Genomic DNA, 19,960 nt, shown 5'->3' on the forward strand with positions numbered 1-19,960 from the left:
AACGGGGAGCGGATATGACGACCATTTTATCCATCAGAGATCTGCGCAAATCCTACGCCGATGGGTTCGAGGCGCTGAAAGGTGTGTCTCTGGACATTGAAGAAGGCGAAATTCTTGCGCTTCTGGGGCCGAATGGGGCGGGAAAAACCACTCTGATCTCGACGATCTGTGGAATAACCACGCCAACATCCGGCACGGTCTCAGTCGGCGGGCACGACATTCAGTCGGACTATCGCGCAGCGCGCAGGATGATCGGGCTTGTCCCGCAAGAGATCGCGCTGGAACCGTTTGAAAAGGTCTGGAACACAGTTCGGCTGTCACGCGGGTTGTTTGGGCTGGGCAAAGACAACGCCCGGATCGAGGGCATTCTGCGCAAGCTCTCGCTATGGGACAAGCGCAAGAACCCTATCAAGGAGTTGTCGGGCGGCATGAAACGCCGCGTGCTGATCGCCAAGGCCTTGGCGCATGAACCACGTGTTTTGTTTCTGGATGAACCGACGGCAGGTGTGGATGTCGAGCTGCGCAAGGATATGTGGGAAATCGTGGCCGAGCTGAAACGGGACGGTGTCACCATCATTCTGACCACCCACTACATCGAAGAGGCAGAAGCCATCGCGGATCGCGTCGGCGTCATCGACAAGGGTGAGTTGCTTTTGGTGCAGGACAAAGACACGCTTATGGCGCAGATGGGCAAAAAGCAGATTGTCGTCATGCTCACCGAGCCAATCGCCAAGATTCCCGATGATTTGGCCAGCCACAATCTGACCCTCAACGGCGCGGGGGATAGCCTGATCTATACCTACGATACCCATGCGGATCGCACGGGGATAACGACCCTGTTGAATGACGTGTCGCAGGCCGGACTGGTGTTGCGCGATGTGCAGACACGGCAATCGAGCCTGGAGGAGATATTTGTCAATCTGGTATCCGGAGAGGCGGCATGAACTGGACCGCAATCGCTGCAATCTACCGGTTCGAAATGGCCCGCTTCTTTCGCACCCTGGCGCAAAGCTTCCTGTCACCGGTTCTTTCCACTTCGCTGTATTTCGTGGTATTTGGCACCGCCATCGGCAGTCGAATTCAGGAGGTCGAGGGTGTATCCTACGGCGCGTTCATCGTCCCGGGCTTGATCATGCTGTCTGTGGTGATGCTTTCGATCTCGAACGCGTCTTTCGGAATTTATTTCCCAAAGTTTCTGGGCACCATCTACGAGCTGTTGTCGGCGCCGGTGAATTTTATCGAAATCGTGATTGGGTATGTCGGTGCGGCGGCCACCAAAGCGCTGTTCGTGGGGTTGGTCATTCTGGCCACGTCGACCTTTTTCGTCGACATACGGATCGAACATCCCTTTGCCATGGCGGCGTTCTTGATCCTGTCATGTCTCAGCTTCTCGTTGCTGGGTTTTATCATCGGGATATGGGCCAGTAATTTTGAACAGATGTCATTGGTGCCGCAGCTTGTGGTCACGCCGCTTATCTTCCTTGGCGGTACGTTTTATTCAATCTCGATGCTGCCGCCTCTGTGGCAGACGATCACGTTGTTCAATCCGGTCGTCTATCTGATTTCGGGGTTTCGCTGGTCGTTTTTCGGGCTTGCGGATGTGCCCATTGCCCTGAGTTTGCTGGCCATCATAGCCTTTACCGGGGTGTGTCTGGCGGTCATTGGCTGGATCTTCAAAACCGGCTGGCGCATTCGCAGCTAACCCACGCCGGTGCGTTGCATTTTTGCCCATCGAGTGTGTGAATCTGGTTCACGTCGCGTTCAAGGTTCGAAGAGTCCCTTGTTTACGGGATGGCGGCACTCTACATCGGCACCCATGAAGCTCAGCCTGCCGTTCGTCAAAAAACATCCCTGTGTGGCCATCGTCCGCCTGTCCGGCGCCATTGGAATGGCCGGGCGCGGGTCCTTGAATGACGCCACGCTGGCGCCGGTTCTCGAGAAAGCCTTTCGCAAGGGAAAACCTGCGGCCGTGGCGCTTGAGATCAATTCACCAGGCGGATCCCCTGTCCAAAGTTCAATGATCGGTGCGCGCATTCGACGTTTATCAGAAGAACTGAGCGTGCCAGTTTTCGCTTTTGTCGAGGACGTCGCTGCATCCGGTGGGTATTGGCTGGCCGCCGCAGCGGATGAGATCTGGGCCGATGACAGTTCCGTACTGGGATCGATCGGTGTGATCTCGGCTGGGTTTGGCGCGCATGTCTTTCTGGCGCGGCAAGGGTTTGAGCGGCGGGTCCATACCGCTGGGAAATCGAAGTCCATGCTCGACCCGTTTTCACCAGAAAAGAAAGAGGATGTGGCCCGCCTGCAAGGGTTGTTGGGCGATATCCACGAGAATTTCATTGCGCATGTCAAAGATCGGCGCGGGGACAAGCTGAATCAGGAAGCTGATCTGTTCACGGGCGAGGTCTGGCTGGCGCGCCGCGCGCAGGAACTGGGGCTTATCGACGGCATCGCCCATCTGAAGCCAAAGTTGCAGGACCGTTTCGGTGACAAGGTCAAATTTCGCCGCTATGGCGTGAAAAAACCGATCTGGACCCGGTTTGGGGCCAGCCTGGCGCAGGATGCTATCGCAGGGTTAGAGGAGCGGGCAGCCTACGCGCGTTTCGGTTTGTGACGTGATCGTAAAGGCTGTCACTCTTTTTCTGATCGCTATGGGCGTATTGGCAATGTTCGGCAAGTTGCGGTTTCCCGGGCAGAAAAAGCTGAGCTCGGCAAAATGTCCGCGATGCGGTCGGTATCGCATCGGAAAGGCCCCCTGTACCTGTGAAAAAGGAGGCCGGGCTTGATCACCACGTGGCTGCTGTCTGGTCTTGGCTTGTTGATCCTGTTGCTGGCAGGCGATGCCTTGGTGCGTGGCGCAGTGAACCTGAGCCTGCGTTTAGGTGTCCCGGCTCTGATCGTCAGCCTTACGATTGTGGCCTTCGGCACGTCCGCGCCCGAGTTGCTGATTGCTATCAGCGCCGTCAAGGAACACGCACCGGGTATCGCGCTGGGCAATGTTGTCGGATCAAACACGGCCAACATCCTGTTGGTTCTTGGCCTTCCAGCGATGCTGGCAACGATCCACACCAGCGAGTGCGACAGCCGTAGGAACTATGCCTTCATGCTGATGGCGACGGCCCTGTTCATAGGGTTGGCGTTTTGTGGAACATTCACCGTCGTCAGCGGCCTGATCCTGCTGGCGGCTTTGGGCCTGGTTCTGATGAATGCCTTTCGTGAAGCAAAGGCGCACCGCAAGGCCTGTGGGGAAGCCTGTGCCGATGACGACGACCTTGAAGGCTTGGAAGAAGCCGATCCTGACATGCCTTACTGGAAGGTATCGGTTTACCTGATCCTAGGCCTTGTAGGCCTTCCAATGGGGGCGCACCTGCTGGTGGAAAATGCGACGGTCATCGCCCGGACCTATGGTGTCAGTGAGACGGTTATCGGTCTGACCCTGATTGCGGTTGGAACGTCTTTACCCGAACTGGCAACAACCGTCATGGCCGCGTTGCGCCGGCAGGCCGATGTGGCCCTAGGCAACGTGATCGGCTCGAACATGTTCAATCTGCTGGCCATTATCGGGATCGCAACCTGGTTCGGGCGTATCCCGGTTGATCCCGGTTTCCTGTATTTTGACCTTTGGGTCATGCTGAGCGCTTCGCTGCTTCTGGTTCCCTTTGTTCTTTTCAAGCAGGATATCTCTCGCGTTTGGGGTCTGGTACTGACCTTCCTTTATGCGCTTTATATCACTGTATTGCTGGTGTGATCTGACAAAACGAGGTGAAGCATGACCCGAGCTTTGGTGACCGGTGCCGGTATTCGCATTGGCCGGGCCATGGCGCTTTATCTGGCCGGACGCGGATATGATGTCGCCGTTCACTATGCGTCCTCAGAACGCCCCGCGCACGAGACTGTGGCGGAGGTTCAGGCATTGGGCCGACGGTCGGTGGCCTTGCAGGCTGATCTGCTGGACGAGGCACAGGTGCAGGACCTGCTGCCCAAAGCAGCCGAGGCTCTGGGCGGGCCGATCACCTGTCTGGTGAACAACGCCTCAATCTTTGAATATGACAGTGTTCACACCGCGACCCGTCAAAGCTGGGACCGCCATCTCGACAGCAATCTGCGCGCACCGTTCGTTTTGACCCAAGCCATGGCCGGGCAGGGGCTGGCCCCGGACACAGACGAAAATGGCGAACCCCTTGCGACCGGTCTGATCATCAACATGGTGGACATGCGTGTACGCAAGCTGACACCCGAGTTCATGTCTTACACCATTGCCAAAATGGGGCTATGGACGCTGACCCGTACCTCGGCACAGGCGCTGTCCCCGGCAATCCGGGTCAATGCCATTGGGCCTGGCCCGACGGTACAGGGGCATCGTCAAAGCGCCGAGCATTTCCAGGCGCAACGATCGAATACTGTTCTGGAACGCGGGTCAAATCCATCGGATATCACTGCCGCATTGGGGTTTTTTCTGGATGCGCACGCGGTAACGGGACAACTGATATGCGTGGATGGCGGTCAGCACCTGGGGTGGAAAACACCGGATGTTCTGGGTGTGGAATGAGCATTTCCGCTGCAAGTTTTGCACCGCGCACGTTCATGTTACCTACGTGTTACAAAAATGTCTTTTTTTTCATACACTTGCTAAATGCTTGAAAAAATAACTATCAAAATCAATAGCTTGATAATGTGCCTATTTTTTGTGCAGGTTGATGAAGTGGTAATGAAACAAGGGAAATTCTAAGACAGTGAAAACTTATCTTCACACTTATCCACAGGAATCGTGGATTTGTTTTCTCTTGATCTGAGGCCCGCAAGATTGCAGCCAGTAAAAGAGAATCATATCGGAAACCCATGACTACCCACAGTGAATCGTCCCCGACCGGTTATGCCTGCATTCAGCGTTACGCAAAGACGCTGGACAGCTCACCGGGGGTGTACAGGATGCTGGATGCCGAAAGCCGGGTTTTATACGTGGGCAAAGCGCGAAACCTGAAGGCGCGGGTATCGAACTATGCAAGGCCGGGTCATTCGGGCCGGATCGAGAAGATGATTGCCTCGACCGCTTCGATGATGTTTCTGACGACAAGAACCGAAACCGAGGCGCTGCTGCTGGAGCAGAACCTGATCAAGCAGCTTAAACCGAAATACAATGTGCTGCTGCGGGACGACAAAAGCTTTCCAAACATCCTGGTCGCCAAGGATCATGACTTTCCTCAGATCAAGAAACACCGCGGGGCCAAGAAGGAAAAAGGCGCCTATTTCGGGCCGTTTGCCAGCGCGGGTGCTGTAAACCGCACGTTGAACCAGCTGCAAAAGGCATTCCTGCTGCGGAACTGTTCGGATTCCATGTTTGACAGCCGTACGCGGCCCTGTTTGCTCTATCAGATCAAACGGTGCTCGGGGCCGTGTGTCGGTTTGATTTCGGAACAGGATTACAGTGAAAGCGTAAAGGATGCAGAACGTTTCCTGTCGGGGCGCTCGACCAAGGTGCAAGAGGAACTGGCTGAACAGATGATGGCCGCGTCCGAGGCCATGGAGTTCGAACGCGCCGCCGGTCTGCGCGACCGTATCCGTGCGCTGACGCAGGTTCAAACTTCACAGGGTATCAATCCGCGCGGTGTAACCGAGGCGGATGTGATCGGTCTTTATATGGACAGCGGGCAGGCCTGTGTTCAGGTATTCTTCATCCGTGCCAACCAGAACTGGGGCAACAAGGATTTTTACCCGCGTGTAGGACCAGATGTATCTCCGGCCGAGGTGATGGAAGCTTTCCTTGGTCAGTTCTACGACAACAAGGAACCGCCGCGGCAGTTGATTTTGTCGGACGGGATCGAAAACGCTGATCTGATGCAGGAAGCTTTGACGGAAAAAGCTGGTCGTAAGGTCGAGCTTCTCGTGCCGCAGCGTGGGGAGAAACAGGAACTGGTTGCAGGTGCATTGCGCAATGCGCGAGAGTCTCTGGCCCGGCGCATGTCGGAAAGCGCGACTCAGGCCAAGTTGCTGCGCGGTGTGGCCGAGGCGTTTGATCTGGATGGCCCGCCCGGTCGGATCGAGGTTTACGACAACTCTCATATTCAGGGCACCAACGCAGTTGGCGGCATGATCGTGGCAGGGCCCGACGGGTTCATGAAAAACGCCTATCGCAAGTTCAATATTCGTGGCGATGACCTGACGCCGGGTGATGATTTCGGCATGATGAAAGAGGTTCTGAACCGTCGCTTCACCCGCCTGCAAAAAGAAGATCCGGACCGGGACAAAGGGCTTTGGCCCGACCTTCTGCTGATCGATGGCGGTGCCGGACAGGTCAGCGCCGTGCACGAGATCATGCAGGCCCACGGGGTCGAAGACATTCCGATGGTCGGTGTTGCCAAAGGGGTCGACCGTGACCACGGCAAGGAAGAGTTTCACCGGATCGGCCAGCGCCCTTTTGCGCTGAAACGCAACGATCCCGTCTTGTACTTTGTTCAACGGCTAAGGGACGAAGCGCACCGTTTTGCCATTGGCACCCACCGTGCGAAACGCGCCAAGGCCGTTGGTGCCACGCCGCTGGATGAAATCCCAGGTGTCGGCGCAGCACGCAAGCGCGCCTTGCTGACTCACTTCGGCAGCGCCAAAGCGGTAAGCCGGGCCAATCTGGCGGACTTGAAAGCGGTCGAGGGGATCTCGGCCGGGTTGGCTCAGAAAGTCTATGATTTCTTCCACGACAAGGGTTAGACCTGTCGCCCCCGCCACAGGATATACAGGCCCGAGGCCACAATAAGCGCGCTGCCGACCCACATGGTACGGTCCAGGCTTTCGCCGAACAGGGCGATACCCAACCCGATACCGAACAGCAGTCGCGTATAGCGGAACGGGGTCACGGCAGACACTTCACCCGTGCGCATTGCGTTCATGAGCGAGGCATAGGCCATGACGCCCATCAGAACCGCGCCCGTCAGATGCAGGCTGGTGTGCATGCTAACCGGTGTCATGGGGGCGCCTTCCCACGTCCGATAGGCAAGACCCGCGACGATAATGCTGAGGAAACCATAAAACCCCAGAACTTCGGTTCCAAGTGTGGCAGGGGCCGCGCGGCTGGCCAGATCACGCCCTGCGAACCCCAACATACCCAGCACGGCCAGTATCGACAGCAGTGAAAAACTGTCTCCGGTCGGTTGCAGAATAATGACGACGCCGATCATACCGACAAAAATTGCGTTCCATCGCCGCCAACCAACCGTTTCACCAAAGAATAATGCCGCGCCCGCGACCACAACCAACGGCGTCGCTTGCAGGATCACCGTGGCCGAGGACAAGGGCGTCAACGCGATGGCGAGCACATAGAACAACCGACCAAAGACTTCGAACAGCACCCGAACTTTCATCGGGCGGGAGAGAACGTCTGGGTGTATCAGGCGTTTTCCACGAGCTGACGCCAGCGCGGCAAAGATTACGGACCCGCCCGTCCCGAACAGCACCAGTACCTGCCAGATCGGAAGTGCGGAGGATGCTGCTTTCAGCAACGCATCCTCCAGCGCAAAGCCCGCCATTGCCGCCACCATCCACAGGCTGCCGACCATGTTCGACCGGGCGTCGGTTTGAATATGCGCTGTCATCCTGTACGTTCCGCTTTGCAGTCGACGGATAATCTGACCGCAAAGACGTGAAACGCCAAGTGCACCAGGTCCAAAGCGTCGGACCTGCGGCGCTTTGACCAAGCTGTTGTGAGTGATGTAGTTTTTTACCGGTTTGTCTTTTCTGTCTTGAACCGTCGATATAGGGTCCAAGCCATGAAGTGGAATTTGCCCAATATCCTTACGGTTCTACGCCTCCTGGCTGCGCCTGGTCTGGCCGTTATGTTTTTGTACTTCACCCGGCCCTATGCGGACTGGTTCGCTTTGATCCTGTTCCTTTCGGCGGCGATCACCGATTGGTTCGATGGCTATCTGGCCCGTGCGTGGAAACAGGAAACCAAGATGGGCGCGATGCTGGACCCGATTGCCGACAAGGCAATGGTGGTGATCGCGCTGATGATTCTGGTTGGCTATTCGACCGAACACTGGACGCCATGGCTGGTGCTACCGGCCACCGTGATCTTGTTCCGCGAGGTTTTTGTCTCGGGCCTGCGCGAATATCTGGGCGATGTGGCGGGGACGCTGAAGGTTACAAAGCTGGCCAAGTGGAAAACAACAGCGCAGATGATCGCCATCGCGGTACTGTTCTCGCAGGGTATCTTTGAACACTATGCCGTGATGGCAAGTTTCGGTATGGATGCCGAGCTGGTGGAACAGATCATCGTGGGGAAGGTTGAAGACGTGAACCACCTGCGCTGGCACATCAACGGCATGTTCTGGTCGGGTCAAGTCGGGCTGTGGTTGCTGTGGATTGCGGCGGCGCTGACATTGATCACCGGCTATGATTACCTACGTAAAGCCATGCCACATCTGAAGGAGATCTGAGGGATGGATGTGCTGTATTTTGCATGGGTACGCGAACGTATCGGTTTGCCAAAGGAAAAGGTCGAGACGCAGGCAGTCACTGTCAATGATCTGGTGGCCGAGTTGAGCGCTCGGGAAGAACGCTATGCCGCGGCATTTGCCGATTTGTCTGCTCTACGCGTTGCACTGGATCAGGAGTTGTCGGACTTCGACGCCTCGCTGTCGGGCGTTCGGGAAGTGGCATTTTTTCCGCCAATGACAGGCGGTTGAGCGATGCGGATCGCCGTTCAGCAGGAAGCATTCGATCTGGGAGCCGAGGCCAACGCATTTGCTGCTGGGGATGATGCCAACGGAGCCATTGTCACTTTCACTGGCGTTGTGCGCGACCTGGCAAGCGGTGATCTGGATGTGATGGAGATTGAACACTATCCGGGTATGACGGAACGGGCCCTGACCAAGATTGCCCAGGAAGCCAAGGAACGGTGGTCATTGGGTGACGTTCTGGTGATTCACCGCCATGGCCAGCTGGCGCCGGGGGACAGGATCATGATGGTGGCGACAGCCGCGCCGCATCGTAAAGATGCTTTTGAGGCAGCGGAATATCTGATGGATTATCTGAAGTCCCGCGCACCCTTCTGGAAGAAGGAAATCACCAGATCCGGTGCGGAATGGGTTGCTGCCAAAGATGAAGACGAAGACGCGCTGACCCGGTGGTAGTGACTTAGCGCCAGCTTATACTTGCAAACTTGGGCGCCCGTGCATGGCCGTGCGTTCAATCCGCGTTGTTGATCCGCCCGCGCATTTCTTCGGCCTCCTGACGCGCGGCCCGAAGGCCATCCATCGCGGCTGCCAGCTCGGCTTCTGTCTGGGTCAGCTGGTTCGTCAATTCGGCTTCACGTTGCTGCAAATAGGTGATGGCCTGATCGCGGGTTTCCTCGGCCTCGTGCAACTCCTGACTCATCCGGTCCAGATCAGCGACGTCGCTTTGTCGTACGCGGGACAGGCGATGCGCCAGCCAATTGGCAAACCAGCCCATGCAGAAGGCTGCGAACAGGATAATGGCAGTGACAATGACGAATTCTGTTCTGTTCAACTTACTGGTCCCCTGCATCCGCACCAAGTGCGGTCGTGTCGGTTTGGTCCTCTGCGGATGTCGCAGCCTCGACCTCGAGTGCTTCAAGGCCTGTTTCGGTACTCGCAACAGGCTCAGGGCGGATCAGACGGAACTCGATCCGGCGGTTTTCTTCCCGGCCCTCTTCGGTATCGTTGTCAGCGATGGGTTGCGTTTCCCCATACCCCACAGCGGTGTAGCTACTGGTCGGAATGCGCCGCCCGCGCAATTCGTTCAGGATGGATTGTGCCCGAGCCTGGCTGAGTTGTTGGTTCATCTCTTCGCGGCCCTGACTGTCTGTGTGGCCCTGAATCTCCATTCGGATCGGACCGCAGTCGCGCAGGATATCCGCAATCTGGTTCACCACATCGCGCGAGTCTGATGCAATCGTGGCCGATCCGGGCTCAAAGGCGATCTTGCTGGTGGCCTGAATTTCGGCGATCTGGGCTTCGCAGACTTCCGGGTCGGGCAGGGCGTCCTCGGGTTCCGGTGGGGGCTGATAGGTGATGGTCAGGGTGTATTCCTGCCCCTCGCCCAACTTGTCGGACAATTGACCTGCGATACGGGCCTTGGCGTCTTCTTCGTGGCTGAGGCCGATCAGCTCGACCGTATCGGGTGTGACGGTCAATACGCCGTTGTGGAGCTGACCCAAAGCCTCCAGACCGGCCAGAACACGTACCGGCCAATCCGCTGGAAGATCCGAAACGATGCGGGTGGCGGTATATACCTGATCGGACCCAAAAGCCGCGCGCGCGTAGCTGTCGACCATGTCGCGCAGAGTTTCATCACCCAGCCGTCCGCGCAATTGCACCAGCCCTTCAGGGCTGCGGGTGGCCGAAAACTCGACCGGGCCATTTGCGTTCGTTGTTTCAGGCTCGGGCAAAACGGCGTGCAATGCGAAGACCGCAGGCAGCTCGGTTTCAAGCTCGCCCACAACCCGGTCGAACACCACGGGATCGGTTCCTTCGGCGGCGATCAGGGTAATGTCCGCGTCTGACATGGTGACCGATCCTTGACCGATCCTGAACAGCGCCTGAATGCTTTTCTCGGCTGCTTCTGGCCAGCGTGGCGATGGTTCGCCCAAGGCGACGGTGCAGGAATAAGCCCCCGTCAACCCGGCGTTTTTCGCGGCGGCCACGATACGGTCACGTGCCTTCTCATCCTGGGCGGAACAGGCGTCAAAATGCCCACCTTCTTCGTCGATCAGGTAACGCAAAGTAAAAGGCGTGACGACGGGGCGAGGTGCTGAAATCGCCAGCCCAACCCGTAGGCTGGGCGGTGCCGTACGCGTCAGGTCGCGTTCCAGTTTTTGTTTTTCTTGCTGACTGTTGGCAATTGCCGTGATCCTGACCAGATCCGGGCTGGCGGAAATTTTGGCGCGGGGCAGGTGGGTCAGGGCCTCCAACGCGTAAGAAATTGCAGCATCCCACCCATTGGGCTTTGGGTAATCTGCTGTTTCCATCAGGTCCGAAACGGCAACAGCTCTGTCCAGATTGCCAAGCCGTTGGATCAGCTTGTCCCTGTTCTCACTGGCCGGGATCAGGCCAATCACCGATATTCCACTGTCATTGCGCAGGATTTCTACCGAAAAGCGCGGTGCTGCGAGGGCGGAAGTTGCGATAACTTCCATTTCGTCGATTACGCGGGATGTATCAACTTCGGTTCCCGCGGCGGTCAGTGCGTTAAAGCGGGTCGCCTCATCTGGCGCTGTGCCGGTCAGGACCACCCGCAAACCATCGGCTTCGACCTCGGCCCAATCATGTCCTTTCAGGTCCAGCGAGCGCCGTACAGCAAGTTCCGATGATTCTTCGATCTCGGTAACGGCATAGCTGGCTGCCAGAAGCGACAGGCCGGCTGATACAAGAAAGATCAGGGAAACAGCGATAAAATACGGCAGACGCATGTTTGGGTTTGACACTCCTCAGGCGTTTGTGCCGATCTTTACAGGCCCCGTTCAGCGGGTGCAATCAGAGCAGCAAGGCGACGCAGAGGAAGATCAGCGGAATAAAGCCGGTATCGCGGTTGGCCCGAAACAGCAGCAGCAGCTTGGCGTTGTCTTCGGTATCAAGCCCGCGCAATTGCCACATCATGTGCCAGCCCATGGCCCAGGGACCGCACAGCGCGATCCCCAACGCCAGAATCGATGCATCAGGCACCCCGGCATCAATAATGGCCAGCCCCATCAGCGATACTGTTGCGACCAAAAAATACTTCAGCCATTTCGCCGTGTCGGTGCCGAACAGGCGCGCGGTGGATTTGATGCCGACCAGTTCATCATCCTCGGTATCCTGATGTGCATAGATCGTGTCATAGAACAGGGTCCAGGCGATGCCGGACAGGTACAGCGTGACAGCAGGCCAGCCGAGCGACCCGCTATGCGCCGTCCAGGCCAGTAATGCGCCCCAATTGAAGGCCAGCCCCAGAAAAACCTGAGGCCACCAGGTAAACCGCTTGGCAAACGGATAAACGGTCACCGGCAGCAGAGATAACACCCCCATGGCAATTGCCGCCTGATTGAAGCTGAGAAGAATGCCAAGCGCCAGAAGGCCTTGCAGTATCATCCAGGCCGCAGCTTGCCGGACACTGACCTGCCCCGACGGTATCGGGCGTGATCGTGTGCGTTCAACCTGTGCGTCAAATTCCCGGTCTGTAATGTCATTCCACGTGCAACCGGCACCTCGCATCAAAAAAGCTCCGAATGCGCAGCCTAGGGCAATCCACAGATCTTCCCAACGGGGTTGGCCGTCATGCAGGATGGCCAGCGCCAGCCCCCACCAACACGGAAGCAGCAACAGCCATGTGCCGATGGGCCGGTCCGCGCGGCTGAGGCGCAAATACGGTCGGGCAAAGGCTGGGGCATGGGTGTCGACCCAATTGCCGGTGACGGCATCGGCGACTTGACCATCTGGTGTTGGGGCATTGCCTTGCATATGTAGGTCTCATGAGTGCGAAAATCAGACTGTATGTAGAGCAGCCCTTGGGTCAGGGGCAATCGGTTCCTTTGACGCGCGATCAGGCGCACTATCTGTTTGGCGTCATGCGACTGCCGGTTGGCGGAGCAGTGGCGCTGTTTAACGGTAAGGATGGAGAGTGGCTGGCCGAGGTCGCCGAGTCGGGAAAGCGTGGCGGCGCTCTGACCTGTATCAGGCAAACCAAACCTTTGCAGCTGCCCCCCGATCTGTGGTTCCTGTTTGCGCCGATCAAAAAGGCGCGCACCGACTTCATTGTAGAAAAAGCCGCTGAAATGGGCGCGGCTCGCATCCTGCCAGTTCAGACCGAATTCACCAACGCAGACCGTATCCGGCAAGACCGGCTTCAGGCTCATGCAATCGAAGCAGCTGAACAATGCGGTGGAACCTACGTGCCCGAGGTGGCAGACCTTCAGCGGCTGGACCGTGTGCTGAAGACCTGGCCTGAAGGGCGGCAGTTGATGTTCTGCAACGAAGCCGAGGTCGGCTCGGCCCTGCGGCTGGCAGCGAACGAAAAAGGGCGCCCCTGGGCGATTCTCATCGGCCCGGAAGGCGGGTTTTCCAACGCTGAGCGTGCACGGCTGTCGGCTTTACCCTATGCGCATGTGGTCAGTCTTGGCCCGCGTATTCTACGGGCCGATACAGCGGCGGTGGCCGCATTGACCATGTGGCAGCAGGCATTGGGGGATTGGTCGTGATTCGCGAGGCGGTTCAATCGGATGCCCCGGCGCTTGAGAGGTTTCTGGCCCGCTACCCTGACAGTTCAATGTTTTTGCGTAGCAATTTGGCGGCTCATGGGGTGGGGTTGAATGCGAATGAGTATTCCAGCCGCTACTTCATCTGGGGTGAGGACCGGGTTCAAGGTGCCTTCGGGCTCAGCAAGAAGGGCTATCTGATGGTTCAATTGCCCGACGCCGAAACCGAAGCTGCCGAGTGTTTCGCGCGGATGATCGAAGACGAAACCGTTTTGGGTATGACGGGGGATGCACATCAGGTCGAGGTGACGTTGGGCGCTCTGGGCTTGGGGCAGGCGAAGTACCGGTTGAATCACGATGAACCGCTTTATCGACGTGACCTGCACGGTCTGACCGAGGCACCTGTTCCTTATCGCGATTTGCGCGCCGAGGATCGAGCAAGACTGCACGCTTGGTTCACGGATTACATCGAAGATACCGGACAGGCCGCGGGCGAAGAGGCGCGTGAGCTGGCCGCAGAGCGCGTCGAGGCGGAATTGACCGCAGGAAGGGCGATTGTCCTGATGGAAGGCGACGCGCCGGTTGCCATGGCGTCAGTGAATGCCAGGGTTCACGACCAAATTCAGGTCGGTGGTGTTTTTGTTCCACGAAAAAACAGAAATCGCGGCCTGGGTCGACGGGTCACGACCGCATTGATGCAGAAAGCAAAATCCGAGGGCGCGGCGGCAGCGATCCTGTTTGCGAACAACGCACCTGCCGCTCGTGCCTATGAGGCGATTGGGTTCCAACAGGTGGGTTGGTACAAGGTCGCTTTGCTTCAGGAACCGCAAAGGGTGCTCTCATGAGTTTCATCCGACCTGAAGCAAAACTGGCGCTTTGGCGTTGGCGCGAGGTTCTGGTCGCGGCTTTTGTCCTGATCCTTGGTCTGAGCTGGATCAGCGGGCCGGGCGGACTGTTGGCCTGGATAGGCTGGTTCCTGATTGTCGTGTCAGCGGCTTTGGCCGTGATCGGCATACAGCGCGCGCGCTTCAGAACAGGTGTGGGCGGGCAAGGTGTCGTGACGATTGATGAAGGTCAGATCACTTATCTGGGCCCCTTGGATGGCGGCATCGTCGCGTCCCGCGAAATTGAGCGTCTGGCTCTTGACCCGACCTCCGACCCCGCACATTGGGTTCTGGATCAGCCGGGCCAGCCTGCGCTTCACATTCCTGTGAATGCAGAAGGAGCCGAGGCGTTGTTCGACGTATTCTCAAACCTGCCGGGCCTCAAAACCGAGCAAATGCTGTCGGAACTCAACGGCAAATCGCGGCATCCGGTCGTTATCTGGGAACGCACACCGTCGCGTCCGACGCATTTGCCGTTGCATTGACACTGACGCCATTTGCGACCACGACTTGACCTTCAAAACAGACACAGCAGGATCGGAGCACGGTTCATGTCCATCCCTCAGTCCGGCGGCGGTCCGATCGAACGCCATGAACAACTGGCCGAATATCTGGAATCGGGTTGCAAACCCAAGCAAGATTGGCGCATCGGCACCGAGCATGAGAAATTCGGCTATTGCAAGGACACGCTGAAACCTCTGCCTTTTGAAGGAAAGCGATCCATTGTCGCCGTGTTGGAGGGGTTGCGGGATCGCCACGGCTGGGAAGAGGTCCGTGAATCCGGTCATCTGATCGGTCTGGAAAAGGACGGCGCAAATGTCAGCCTTGAACCGGGTGGCGCGCTGGAGCTGTCGGGCGCCCCTCTGGAGACGATCCATGAAACCTGCGATGAGGTGAATACTCACCTGCGCGAGGTGAAGGATATCGCCGATGAGATCGGTGTGGGATTCATCGGTCTGGGCGCGGCGCCGATCTGGACGCATGACCAGATGCCGCTGATGCCCAAGGGGCGGTATCGGCTGATGAACGACTATATGGAAAAAGTCGGCACCATGGGCCGCGCCATGATGCGGCGGACGTGTACCGTTCAGGTTAATATCGACTTCGGGTCCGAAGCCGACATGGTACAGAAACTGCGCGTGGCGCTGGCATTGCAGCCGGTAGCGACGGCGCTGTTTGCCAATTCTCCGTTCTTCGAAGGTAAAGTGAACGGCCAGAAAAGCTGGCGCAGCCATATCTGGCGACATTTGGACGATGCGCGCACGGGCATGTTGCCCTTCGTGTTCGAGGATGGCTTTGGATTCGAACGCTATGTCCAATACGCGCTCGATGTTCCGATGTATTTTGTCTACCGCAATGGTCAGTACATCAACGCGCTGGGCATGTCGTTCCGCGATTTCCTCAAGGGTGAATTGCCTGCATTGCCGGGAGAAACGCCGACCCTGTCGGATTGGGCCGATCACCTGACGACGGCCTTCCCCGAGGCGCGGATCAAGAAGTTCATGGAGATGCGCGGTGCGGATGGTGGCCCTTGGCGACGGCTTTGCGCCTTGCCGGCCTTCTGGGTTGGGCTCACCTATGACCAAACCGCGCTGGATGCAGCGTGGGATCTGGTCAAGGGCTGGGATGCTGAAACGCGCGAGGGGCTGCGTGTTGCGGCGGCTAAAGACGGGCTTCAGGCGCAGGTTGGCAACGTCAACATGCATGATCTGGCGCGTGAAGTCGTGGCGATCTCCGAGGCGGGCCTGAAAGCCCGCGCGCGCCCCGGTGCTGGTGGGCTGGTCCCGGATGAGACGCATTTCCTGAATGCGTTGAAGGAAAGCATCGACACCGGCAAGGTTCCGGCAGATGAGTTGCTGGAACACTACAATGGCGACTGGAATGGAGACCTGACCCGGATTTATCCCGAATACAGCTATTGATGCGCACCGTCCCGCTTGCATTCGCGGGGCGGGGCCGATAGCAGGTTCTCGACCAAATTCAGAGGGCCGTCATGGACGATCTTAAGGCAAAGTATCTGGGCCAAATCGCCCAGGCAGGCGACGAAAACGCGCTTGAGGCGATCCGCGTCGCGGCTGTTGGCAAAAAAGGCGAGGTCGCGTTGAAGATGCGCGAGCTGGGCAAGATGACGCCCGAGGAACGTCAGGTCGCAGGCCCGGCGCTGAATGCCCTGAAGGATGAGATTAACTCGGCGCTGTCCGCCAAAAAAGCCGCGCTGGCCGATGTTGCACTGGATGAGCGCCTGCGGACCGAATGGCTGGACGTCACCCTGCCGACCCGCCCGCGCCGTCAGGGGTCAATCCACCCGATCAGCCAGGCGACCGAGGAACTGACCGCGATCTTTGCTGAACTGGGCTTCTCGGTGGCCGAAGGGCCGCGTGTTGAAGACGACTGGTACAATTTCGACGCGCTGAACATCCCCGGTCACCACCCCGCACGGGCCGAGATGGACACGTTCTATATGCACCGCGCTGAAGGCGACAATCGCCCGCCGCACGTGCTGCGCACCCATACCTCGCCGGTACAGATCCGGTCGATGGAAAAGCAGGGTGCACCGATCCGCGTCATCTGTCCGGGCGGCGTGTACCGCGCCGATTACGACCAGACCCACACGCCGATGTTCCATCAGGTCGAAGGGCTGGCCATCGACAAGGACATCTCGATGGCGAACCTGAAATGGGTTCTGGAAGAATTCGTGAAAGCGTTCTTCGAGGTCGACGATGTCGAACTGCGCTTCCGCGCCTCGCATTTCCCCTTCACCGAGCCATCGGCCGAGGTCGATATCCGCTGTTCGTGGGATAACGGTCAGCTGAAGATCGGTGAGGGCGACGACTGGATGGAAATCCTTGGTTCCGGCATGGTCCACCCCAAGGTGATCGCCGCTGGAGGGATCGACCCCGAGGTCTATCAGGGTTTTGCATTCGGGATTGGCATCGACCGTCTGGCGATGCTGAAATACGGCATTCCGGATTTGCGGGCGTTCTTTGATTCTGACCTGCGCTGGCTGCGCCACTATGGGTTCGCGGCGCTGGATATGCCGAACCTGCATGGTGGTTTGTCGCGGTGAGCGAAATTGAGGTGATCACGGCGTGCGAGAACGTGTGCCGTGATTTCCATTGGATCGTAAGTCTCGACCCTCGAGTTATACAAGGGATCCTTACTCTACTAGCGGCGCTTGTTGCGGCTCTAACGGCACTACACATCGCTAAGAAAATCTACCCTATTCAAAAAGATAAAGACCGTGACATTAAGATCGATGAAGAAAAGCGATCAGTTTATCGGGACTATCTCAAAAGCGTCGACCTTATCGTCAATCAAAGACTTTACGAGAGCCAAAATGATAAACTCAAGGCATTTGCAGATTGTAAATCAGCTTTAAACGAAGTTCTGATTTTTGCTGACCAGAAAACAGCGGCAGCAATGTGGGCGCTATACAAGTCAGCTTCAATTCTCGCGAATAAAATGTCCGAAAAGCACGAAACAGACGATGTTAGTGTCGATGAGTTTTCAGATGTAATTCGGGCAGCAAACAGAGATTTTCAGCTTGCTGTTAACGCCGCGAGAAGTGAACTTAACGGGGAAAAGCTGGGCTTCAATTTAGACCTCGCGATTTTGGCTAGCAAACGCAGTTAGATGTCCCGGCGCGGAGCAAAGGCCGATAGGCCACCGCGCTATCGCCAGACCACCCGCACGGGTTGGCGATTTGTCCCCGACAGTGCAACGCTCGAACAGCGCTCGGACTTGGCCCGCATAAACTGCCCACCACAACCCAAGGATCGCCATCCCGCGGTCTGCTCATAGCGCGGCTTGATGTTTTGACCTTATGTAGGGCGGGCTTCAGCCCGCCATGTGCGATGGGTGGGTGCCGGGCTGAAGCGCGGCCTGCGTTCGGACCACACCGATATGTTAAGTGACACGGCGGAATGCCTCGTTAGGGTCGGGCGCATGATCTGTCGATTGCTCTGCCCTCTCCTGTTAATTGCCTCGCCCGCCTTTGCCATGGGTCCCTGGAAAACCGAATGCCACGGCGATATTGCCTGTGATCTTGGCGACCGCTCGTATCACGTTCTTGAACCTGATGGCTGGGATGGTGAAACACCTCTGCCGGTGCTGCTGCATTTCCATGGCTGGTCCCGGCAGGGCGCCGTGGTCGTGAACCACGAACGGATTGCCGGGGCCACGAAGCGTCGGGGTGTGCTGCTGGTGGCCCCGAACGGTTTGGGCAAAAGCTGGGATTTCTGGTCCGCAAGCTCGGATGATGTGCCTTTTGCCGACCGGGTGCTTGAGGATATCGCCAGGCGCTATCCGATAGACCCGACCCGCATCTATGTATCAGGCTATTCCTTTGGCAGTGCGATGGCGTGGCGCTTTGTCTGCGAAACCGGCGATGATATCGCGGCACTGCTGGGTGTGGCGGGAACACTCCGCCAGACCGAGACCTGCCCGCAAGCCCCGCGAGAGGCGCGGCATGTCCATGGGACAGATGACACGGTAATGGATTTCCCGTTTGGTCCGGGTGGCGACATGACATACCCGGTGGCGCTGTGGCGTGAGAAATATGGCTGCGGTGCAGCGACTCCGCGCGGTGATTGGAGTGTGGAACCGTTCCTGACGCTCAGACGAGTGGAATGGACCGATTGCGCGCAGGGGCAGGTGACGCTGGACACGCATCCCGGTGGGCATTTCATCCCCCATGGCTGGATCGGATGGCAGCTGGATGAGCTTTTGGGCCGCACCCCCACCTATCCGTGACGCGCAGAGCTTGCACCCCGGCGCATTCTTTGCCATTGCCTGTGCCGACTGAATGTTCGCCAAAAAAGGCCCCGTGCAATGAAATTCACTCTGTCCTGGCTGAAAGACCACCTCGACACTGATGCTTCGGTTGATGAAATCGCCGAGGCGCTGACCGATCTCGGGCTTGAGGTCGAAGAGATCGTGAACCCGGCCGAACGGCTGGCAGGCTTTACGCTGGGCTATGTGAAACACGCCGAAAAACACCCTGACGCAGACAAGCTGCGCGTTTGCAAGGTCGATACAGACGAGGGCGAGCTACAGATCATTTGCGGTGCACCCAATGCGCGTGAAGGGATCACGGTCGTGGTCTGCAAACCGGGCATGTACATCCCTGGCCTGGACCTGACCATCAGCGTCGGCAAGATCCGCGGTGTCGAAAGCTGTGGCATGATGGCGTCCGAGCGTGAGCTGGAACTGTCGGATGAACATGACGGCATCATCGAACTGCCCTCGGGCGAAGTGGGTGATACATTTGTGGACTGGCTTGCAGAAAACGACCCTTCCAAAGTCGACCCGATGATCGAAATCGCGATCACTCCGAACCGCCCGGATGCGCTGGGGGTTGAAGGGATTGCGCGCGATCTGGCCGCGCGTGGAATTGGCACGTTGAAGCAGCGTGACTATACGCATGTTCCGGGTGATTTCGATTGCCCGATCAAGGTGACGATCGACGAAGACACGCTGGATGGCGCGCCGCATTTCACCGGCCGTCTGATCCGTGGCGTGAAGAATGGCCCCAGCCCGCAATGGCTGCAGGATCAGTTGAAGGCCATAGGTCTGCGTCCGATCTCGGCGCTGGTGGATATCACCAATTACATGACCTACGATCACAACCGCCCGTTGCACGTGTTCGACGCCGACAAGGTGCAGGGCAACCTGCGGGTGCACCGCGCCAAAGGCGGCGAGACGCTGGTCGCACTGGATGAAAAAGAATACACGCTGCAACCCGGAATGATGGTGATTTCGGATGACAAGGGCCCGGAATCGATTGCGGGCATCATGGGCGGTGAGGAAACCGGATGTACCGAGGAAACGGTAAACGTTTTCCTCGAAAGCGCGTTCTGGGATCATGTGCAAATTGCGCTCACAGGCCGTGCGCTCA

At 57.8% G+C, this 19,960-nt stretch carries 21 protein-coding genes; 17 read left to right on the top strand and 4 right to left on the bottom strand.

What is annotated here, in order from left to right:
• Positions 1 to 14: 14 nt before the first annotated feature.
• From AC2FND_RS09160 to uvrC, 6 genes are all read left to right on the top strand, one after another.
• Positions 15 to 944 carry an ABC transporter ATP-binding protein gene (locus AC2FND_RS09160; RefSeq protein ID WP_480869882.1) on the top strand — a complete coding sequence of 310 codons (930 nt, stop codon included), beginning with the start codon at positions 15 to 17 and terminating at the stop codon, positions 942 to 944.
• On the top strand, positions 941 to 1,702 hold the full coding sequence (locus tag AC2FND_RS09165; RefSeq protein WP_209598717.1) for an ABC transporter permease: 762 nt from the start codon (positions 941 to 943) through the stop codon (positions 1,700 to 1,702). Before AC2FND_RS09160 ends, AC2FND_RS09165 begins: the two co-directional genes overlap by 4 nt.
• A 114-nt stretch (positions 1,703 to 1,816) precedes the next feature.
• Positions 1,817 to 2,614: a S49 family peptidase gene (locus AC2FND_RS09170; RefSeq protein WP_496769294.1), complete on the top strand. Its 798-nt coding sequence runs from the start codon at positions 1,817 to 1,819 to the stop codon at positions 2,612 to 2,614.
• A 171-nt stretch (positions 2,615 to 2,785) separates the two neighbouring features.
• A complete protein-coding gene (locus AC2FND_RS09175) occupies positions 2,786 to 3,748 on the top strand; it encodes a calcium/sodium antiporter (RefSeq protein WP_496769315.1) in 963 nt (320 codons plus the stop codon).
• 21 nt (positions 3,749 to 3,769) lie between these two features.
• On the top strand, positions 3,770 to 4,549 hold the full coding sequence (locus tag AC2FND_RS09180) for an SDR family oxidoreductase (RefSeq protein WP_496769296.1): 780 nt from the start codon (positions 3,770 to 3,772) through the stop codon (positions 4,547 to 4,549).
• Between the two features lie 290 nt (positions 4,550 to 4,839).
• Entirely contained in the window at positions 4,840 to 6,702 is a 1,863-nt protein-coding gene (uvrC, locus tag AC2FND_RS09185; protein ID WP_209598714.1) for an excinuclease ABC subunit UvrC, read from the top strand.
• Here the strand turns inward: uvrC and AC2FND_RS09190 are convergent.
• Positions 6,699 to 7,583, bottom strand: coding sequence for a DMT family transporter (locus AC2FND_RS09190; RefSeq protein ID WP_496769297.1), 885 nt, complete (start codon positions 7,581 to 7,583; stop codon positions 6,699 to 6,701). The genes uvrC and AC2FND_RS09190 overlap by 4 nt on opposite strands.
• Before the next feature lie 174 nt (positions 7,584 to 7,757).
• Between AC2FND_RS09190 and pgsA the strand changes: the two genes are divergently transcribed.
• Genes pgsA through AC2FND_RS09205 form a run of 3 tightly spaced genes read left to right on the top strand, consistent with a single transcriptional unit; the run spans position 7,758 to position 9,122 of the window.
• Positions 7,758 to 8,426, top strand: coding sequence for a CDP-diacylglycerol--glycerol-3-phosphate 3-phosphatidyltransferase (pgsA, locus tag AC2FND_RS09195; RefSeq protein WP_480506643.1), 669 nt, complete (start codon positions 7,758 to 7,760; stop codon positions 8,424 to 8,426).
• A gap of 3 nt (positions 8,427 to 8,429) precedes the next feature.
• Positions 8,430 to 8,675 carry a molybdopterin converting factor subunit 1 gene (moaD, locus tag AC2FND_RS09200; protein WP_209506660.1) on the top strand — a complete coding sequence of 82 codons (246 nt, stop codon included), beginning with the start codon at positions 8,430 to 8,432 and terminating at the stop codon, positions 8,673 to 8,675.
• A gap of 3 nt (positions 8,676 to 8,678) precedes the next feature.
• On the top strand, positions 8,679 to 9,122 hold the full coding sequence (locus tag AC2FND_RS09205) for a molybdenum cofactor biosynthesis protein MoaE (RefSeq protein ID WP_496769300.1): 444 nt from the start codon (positions 8,679 to 8,681) through the stop codon (positions 9,120 to 9,122).
• Between the two features lie 55 nt (positions 9,123 to 9,177).
• On the opposite strand, the gene AC2FND_RS09210 is transcribed toward AC2FND_RS09205, so the two are convergent.
• The 3 genes from AC2FND_RS09210 to ubiA form a co-directional block, all read right to left on the bottom strand.
• Entirely contained in the window at positions 9,178 to 9,498 is a 321-nt protein-coding gene (locus AC2FND_RS09210; RefSeq protein ID WP_209506658.1) for a hypothetical protein, read from the bottom strand.
• Between the two features lies 1 nt (position 9,499).
• Positions 9,500 to 11,419: an OmpA family protein gene (locus AC2FND_RS09215; RefSeq protein WP_496769302.1), complete on the bottom strand. Its 1,920-nt coding sequence runs from the start codon at positions 11,417 to 11,419 to the stop codon at positions 9,500 to 9,502.
• Between the two features lie 64 nt (positions 11,420 to 11,483).
• Positions 11,484 to 12,446, bottom strand: a complete 963-nt coding sequence (gene ubiA / locus AC2FND_RS09220; protein WP_496769304.1) for a 4-hydroxybenzoate octaprenyltransferase — start codon at positions 12,444 to 12,446, stop codon at positions 11,484 to 11,486.
• An 11-nt stretch (positions 12,447 to 12,457) separates the two neighbouring features.
• On the opposite strand from ubiA, the gene AC2FND_RS09225 reads away from it, so the two are divergent.
• From AC2FND_RS09225 to ytpR, 8 genes are all read left to right on the top strand, one after another.
• The gene (locus AC2FND_RS09225; RefSeq protein WP_209506655.1) at positions 12,458 to 13,183 is read left to right on the top strand and encodes a 16S rRNA (uracil(1498)-N(3))-methyltransferase; all 726 of its coding nucleotides are present in this window, start codon (positions 12,458 to 12,460) and stop codon (positions 13,181 to 13,183) included.
• A gap of 68 nt (positions 13,184 to 13,251) precedes the next feature.
• On the top strand, positions 13,252 to 14,025 hold the full coding sequence (locus AC2FND_RS09230) for a GNAT family N-acetyltransferase (protein WP_496769306.1): 774 nt from the start codon (positions 13,252 to 13,254) through the stop codon (positions 14,023 to 14,025).
• Positions 14,022 to 14,549, top strand: a complete 528-nt coding sequence (locus AC2FND_RS09235; protein ID WP_496769308.1) for a hypothetical protein — start codon at positions 14,022 to 14,024, stop codon at positions 14,547 to 14,549. The genes AC2FND_RS09230 and AC2FND_RS09235 overlap by 4 nt, the downstream gene beginning before the upstream one ends.
• Before the next feature lie 66 nt (positions 14,550 to 14,615).
• Positions 14,616 to 15,986 carry a glutamate--cysteine ligase gene (locus tag AC2FND_RS09240; RefSeq protein ID WP_496769310.1) on the top strand — a complete coding sequence of 457 codons (1,371 nt, stop codon included), beginning with the start codon at positions 14,616 to 14,618 and terminating at the stop codon, positions 15,984 to 15,986.
• A gap of 71 nt (positions 15,987 to 16,057) precedes the next feature.
• Positions 16,058 to 17,131, top strand: coding sequence for a phenylalanine--tRNA ligase subunit alpha (pheS, locus tag AC2FND_RS09245; protein WP_496769312.1), 1,074 nt, complete (start codon positions 16,058 to 16,060; stop codon positions 17,129 to 17,131).
• Entirely contained in the window at positions 17,128 to 17,697 is a 570-nt protein-coding gene (locus AC2FND_RS09250) for a hypothetical protein (RefSeq protein ID WP_480554260.1), read from the top strand. The genes pheS and AC2FND_RS09250 overlap by 4 nt, the downstream gene beginning before the upstream one ends.
• Positions 17,698 to 18,009: 312 nt before the next feature.
• Complete coding sequence (locus AC2FND_RS09255) at positions 18,010 to 18,816, top strand: CE1 family esterase (protein WP_480622971.1); 807 nt, start codon at positions 18,010 to 18,012, stop codon at positions 18,814 to 18,816.
• Positions 18,817 to 18,894: 78 nt separating this feature from the next.
• Positions 18,895 to 19,960, top strand: a 1,066-nt coding sequence (gene ytpR / locus AC2FND_RS09260; RefSeq protein ID WP_496769313.1) for a YtpR family tRNA-binding protein, incomplete at its 3' end; no start/stop codon positions are given.

This window comes from Ruegeria sp. BHSB056 (assembly GCF_059613305.1).

What these genes read in the sequence shown, in the direction of transcription:
- AC2FND_RS09160 (WP_480869882.1), top strand. Translation starts at nt 15, where the DNA reads ATGACGACCATTTTATCCATCAGAGATCTGCGCAAATCCTACGCCGAT.
- AC2FND_RS09165 (WP_209598717.1), top strand. Translation starts at nt 941, where the DNA reads ATGAACTGGACCGCAATCGCTGCAATCTACCGGTTCGAAATGGCCCGC.
- AC2FND_RS09170 (WP_496769294.1), top strand. Translation starts at nt 1,817, where the DNA reads ATGAAGCTCAGCCTGCCGTTCGTCAAAAAACATCCCTGTGTGGCCATC.
- AC2FND_RS09180 (WP_496769296.1), top strand. Translation starts at nt 3,770, where the DNA reads ATGACCCGAGCTTTGGTGACCGGTGCCGGTATTCGCATTGGCCGGGCC.
- uvrC (WP_209598714.1), top strand. Translation starts at nt 4,840, where the DNA reads ATGACTACCCACAGTGAATCGTCCCCGACCGGTTATGCCTGCATTCAG.
- AC2FND_RS09190 (WP_496769297.1), bottom strand. Translation starts at nt 7,583, where the DNA reads ATGACAGCGCATATTCAAACCGACGCCCGGTCGAACATGGTCGGCAGC.
- pgsA (WP_480506643.1), top strand. Translation starts at nt 7,758, where the DNA reads ATGAAGTGGAATTTGCCCAATATCCTTACGGTTCTACGCCTCCTGGCT.
- moaD (WP_209506660.1), top strand. Translation starts at nt 8,430, where the DNA reads ATGGATGTGCTGTATTTTGCATGGGTACGCGAACGTATCGGTTTGCCA.
- AC2FND_RS09205 (WP_496769300.1), top strand. Translation starts at nt 8,679, where the DNA reads ATGCGGATCGCCGTTCAGCAGGAAGCATTCGATCTGGGAGCCGAGGCC.
- AC2FND_RS09215 (WP_496769302.1), bottom strand. Translation starts at nt 11,419, where the DNA reads ATGCGTCTGCCGTATTTTATCGCTGTTTCCCTGATCTTTCTTGTATCA.
- ubiA (WP_496769304.1), bottom strand. Translation starts at nt 12,446, where the DNA reads ATGCAAGGCAATGCCCCAACACCAGATGGTCAAGTCGCCGATGCCGTC.
- AC2FND_RS09225 (WP_209506655.1), top strand. Translation starts at nt 12,458, where the DNA reads ATGAGTGCGAAAATCAGACTGTATGTAGAGCAGCCCTTGGGTCAGGGG.
- AC2FND_RS09230 (WP_496769306.1), top strand. Translation starts at nt 13,252, where the DNA reads ATGTTTTTGCGTAGCAATTTGGCGGCTCATGGGGTGGGGTTGAATGCG.
- AC2FND_RS09235 (WP_496769308.1), top strand. Translation starts at nt 14,022, where the DNA reads ATGAGTTTCATCCGACCTGAAGCAAAACTGGCGCTTTGGCGTTGGCGC.
- AC2FND_RS09240 (WP_496769310.1), top strand. Translation starts at nt 14,616, where the DNA reads ATGTCCATCCCTCAGTCCGGCGGCGGTCCGATCGAACGCCATGAACAA.
- pheS (WP_496769312.1), top strand. Translation starts at nt 16,058, where the DNA reads ATGGACGATCTTAAGGCAAAGTATCTGGGCCAAATCGCCCAGGCAGGC.
- AC2FND_RS09255 (WP_480622971.1), top strand. Translation starts at nt 18,010, where the DNA reads ATGATCTGTCGATTGCTCTGCCCTCTCCTGTTAATTGCCTCGCCCGCC.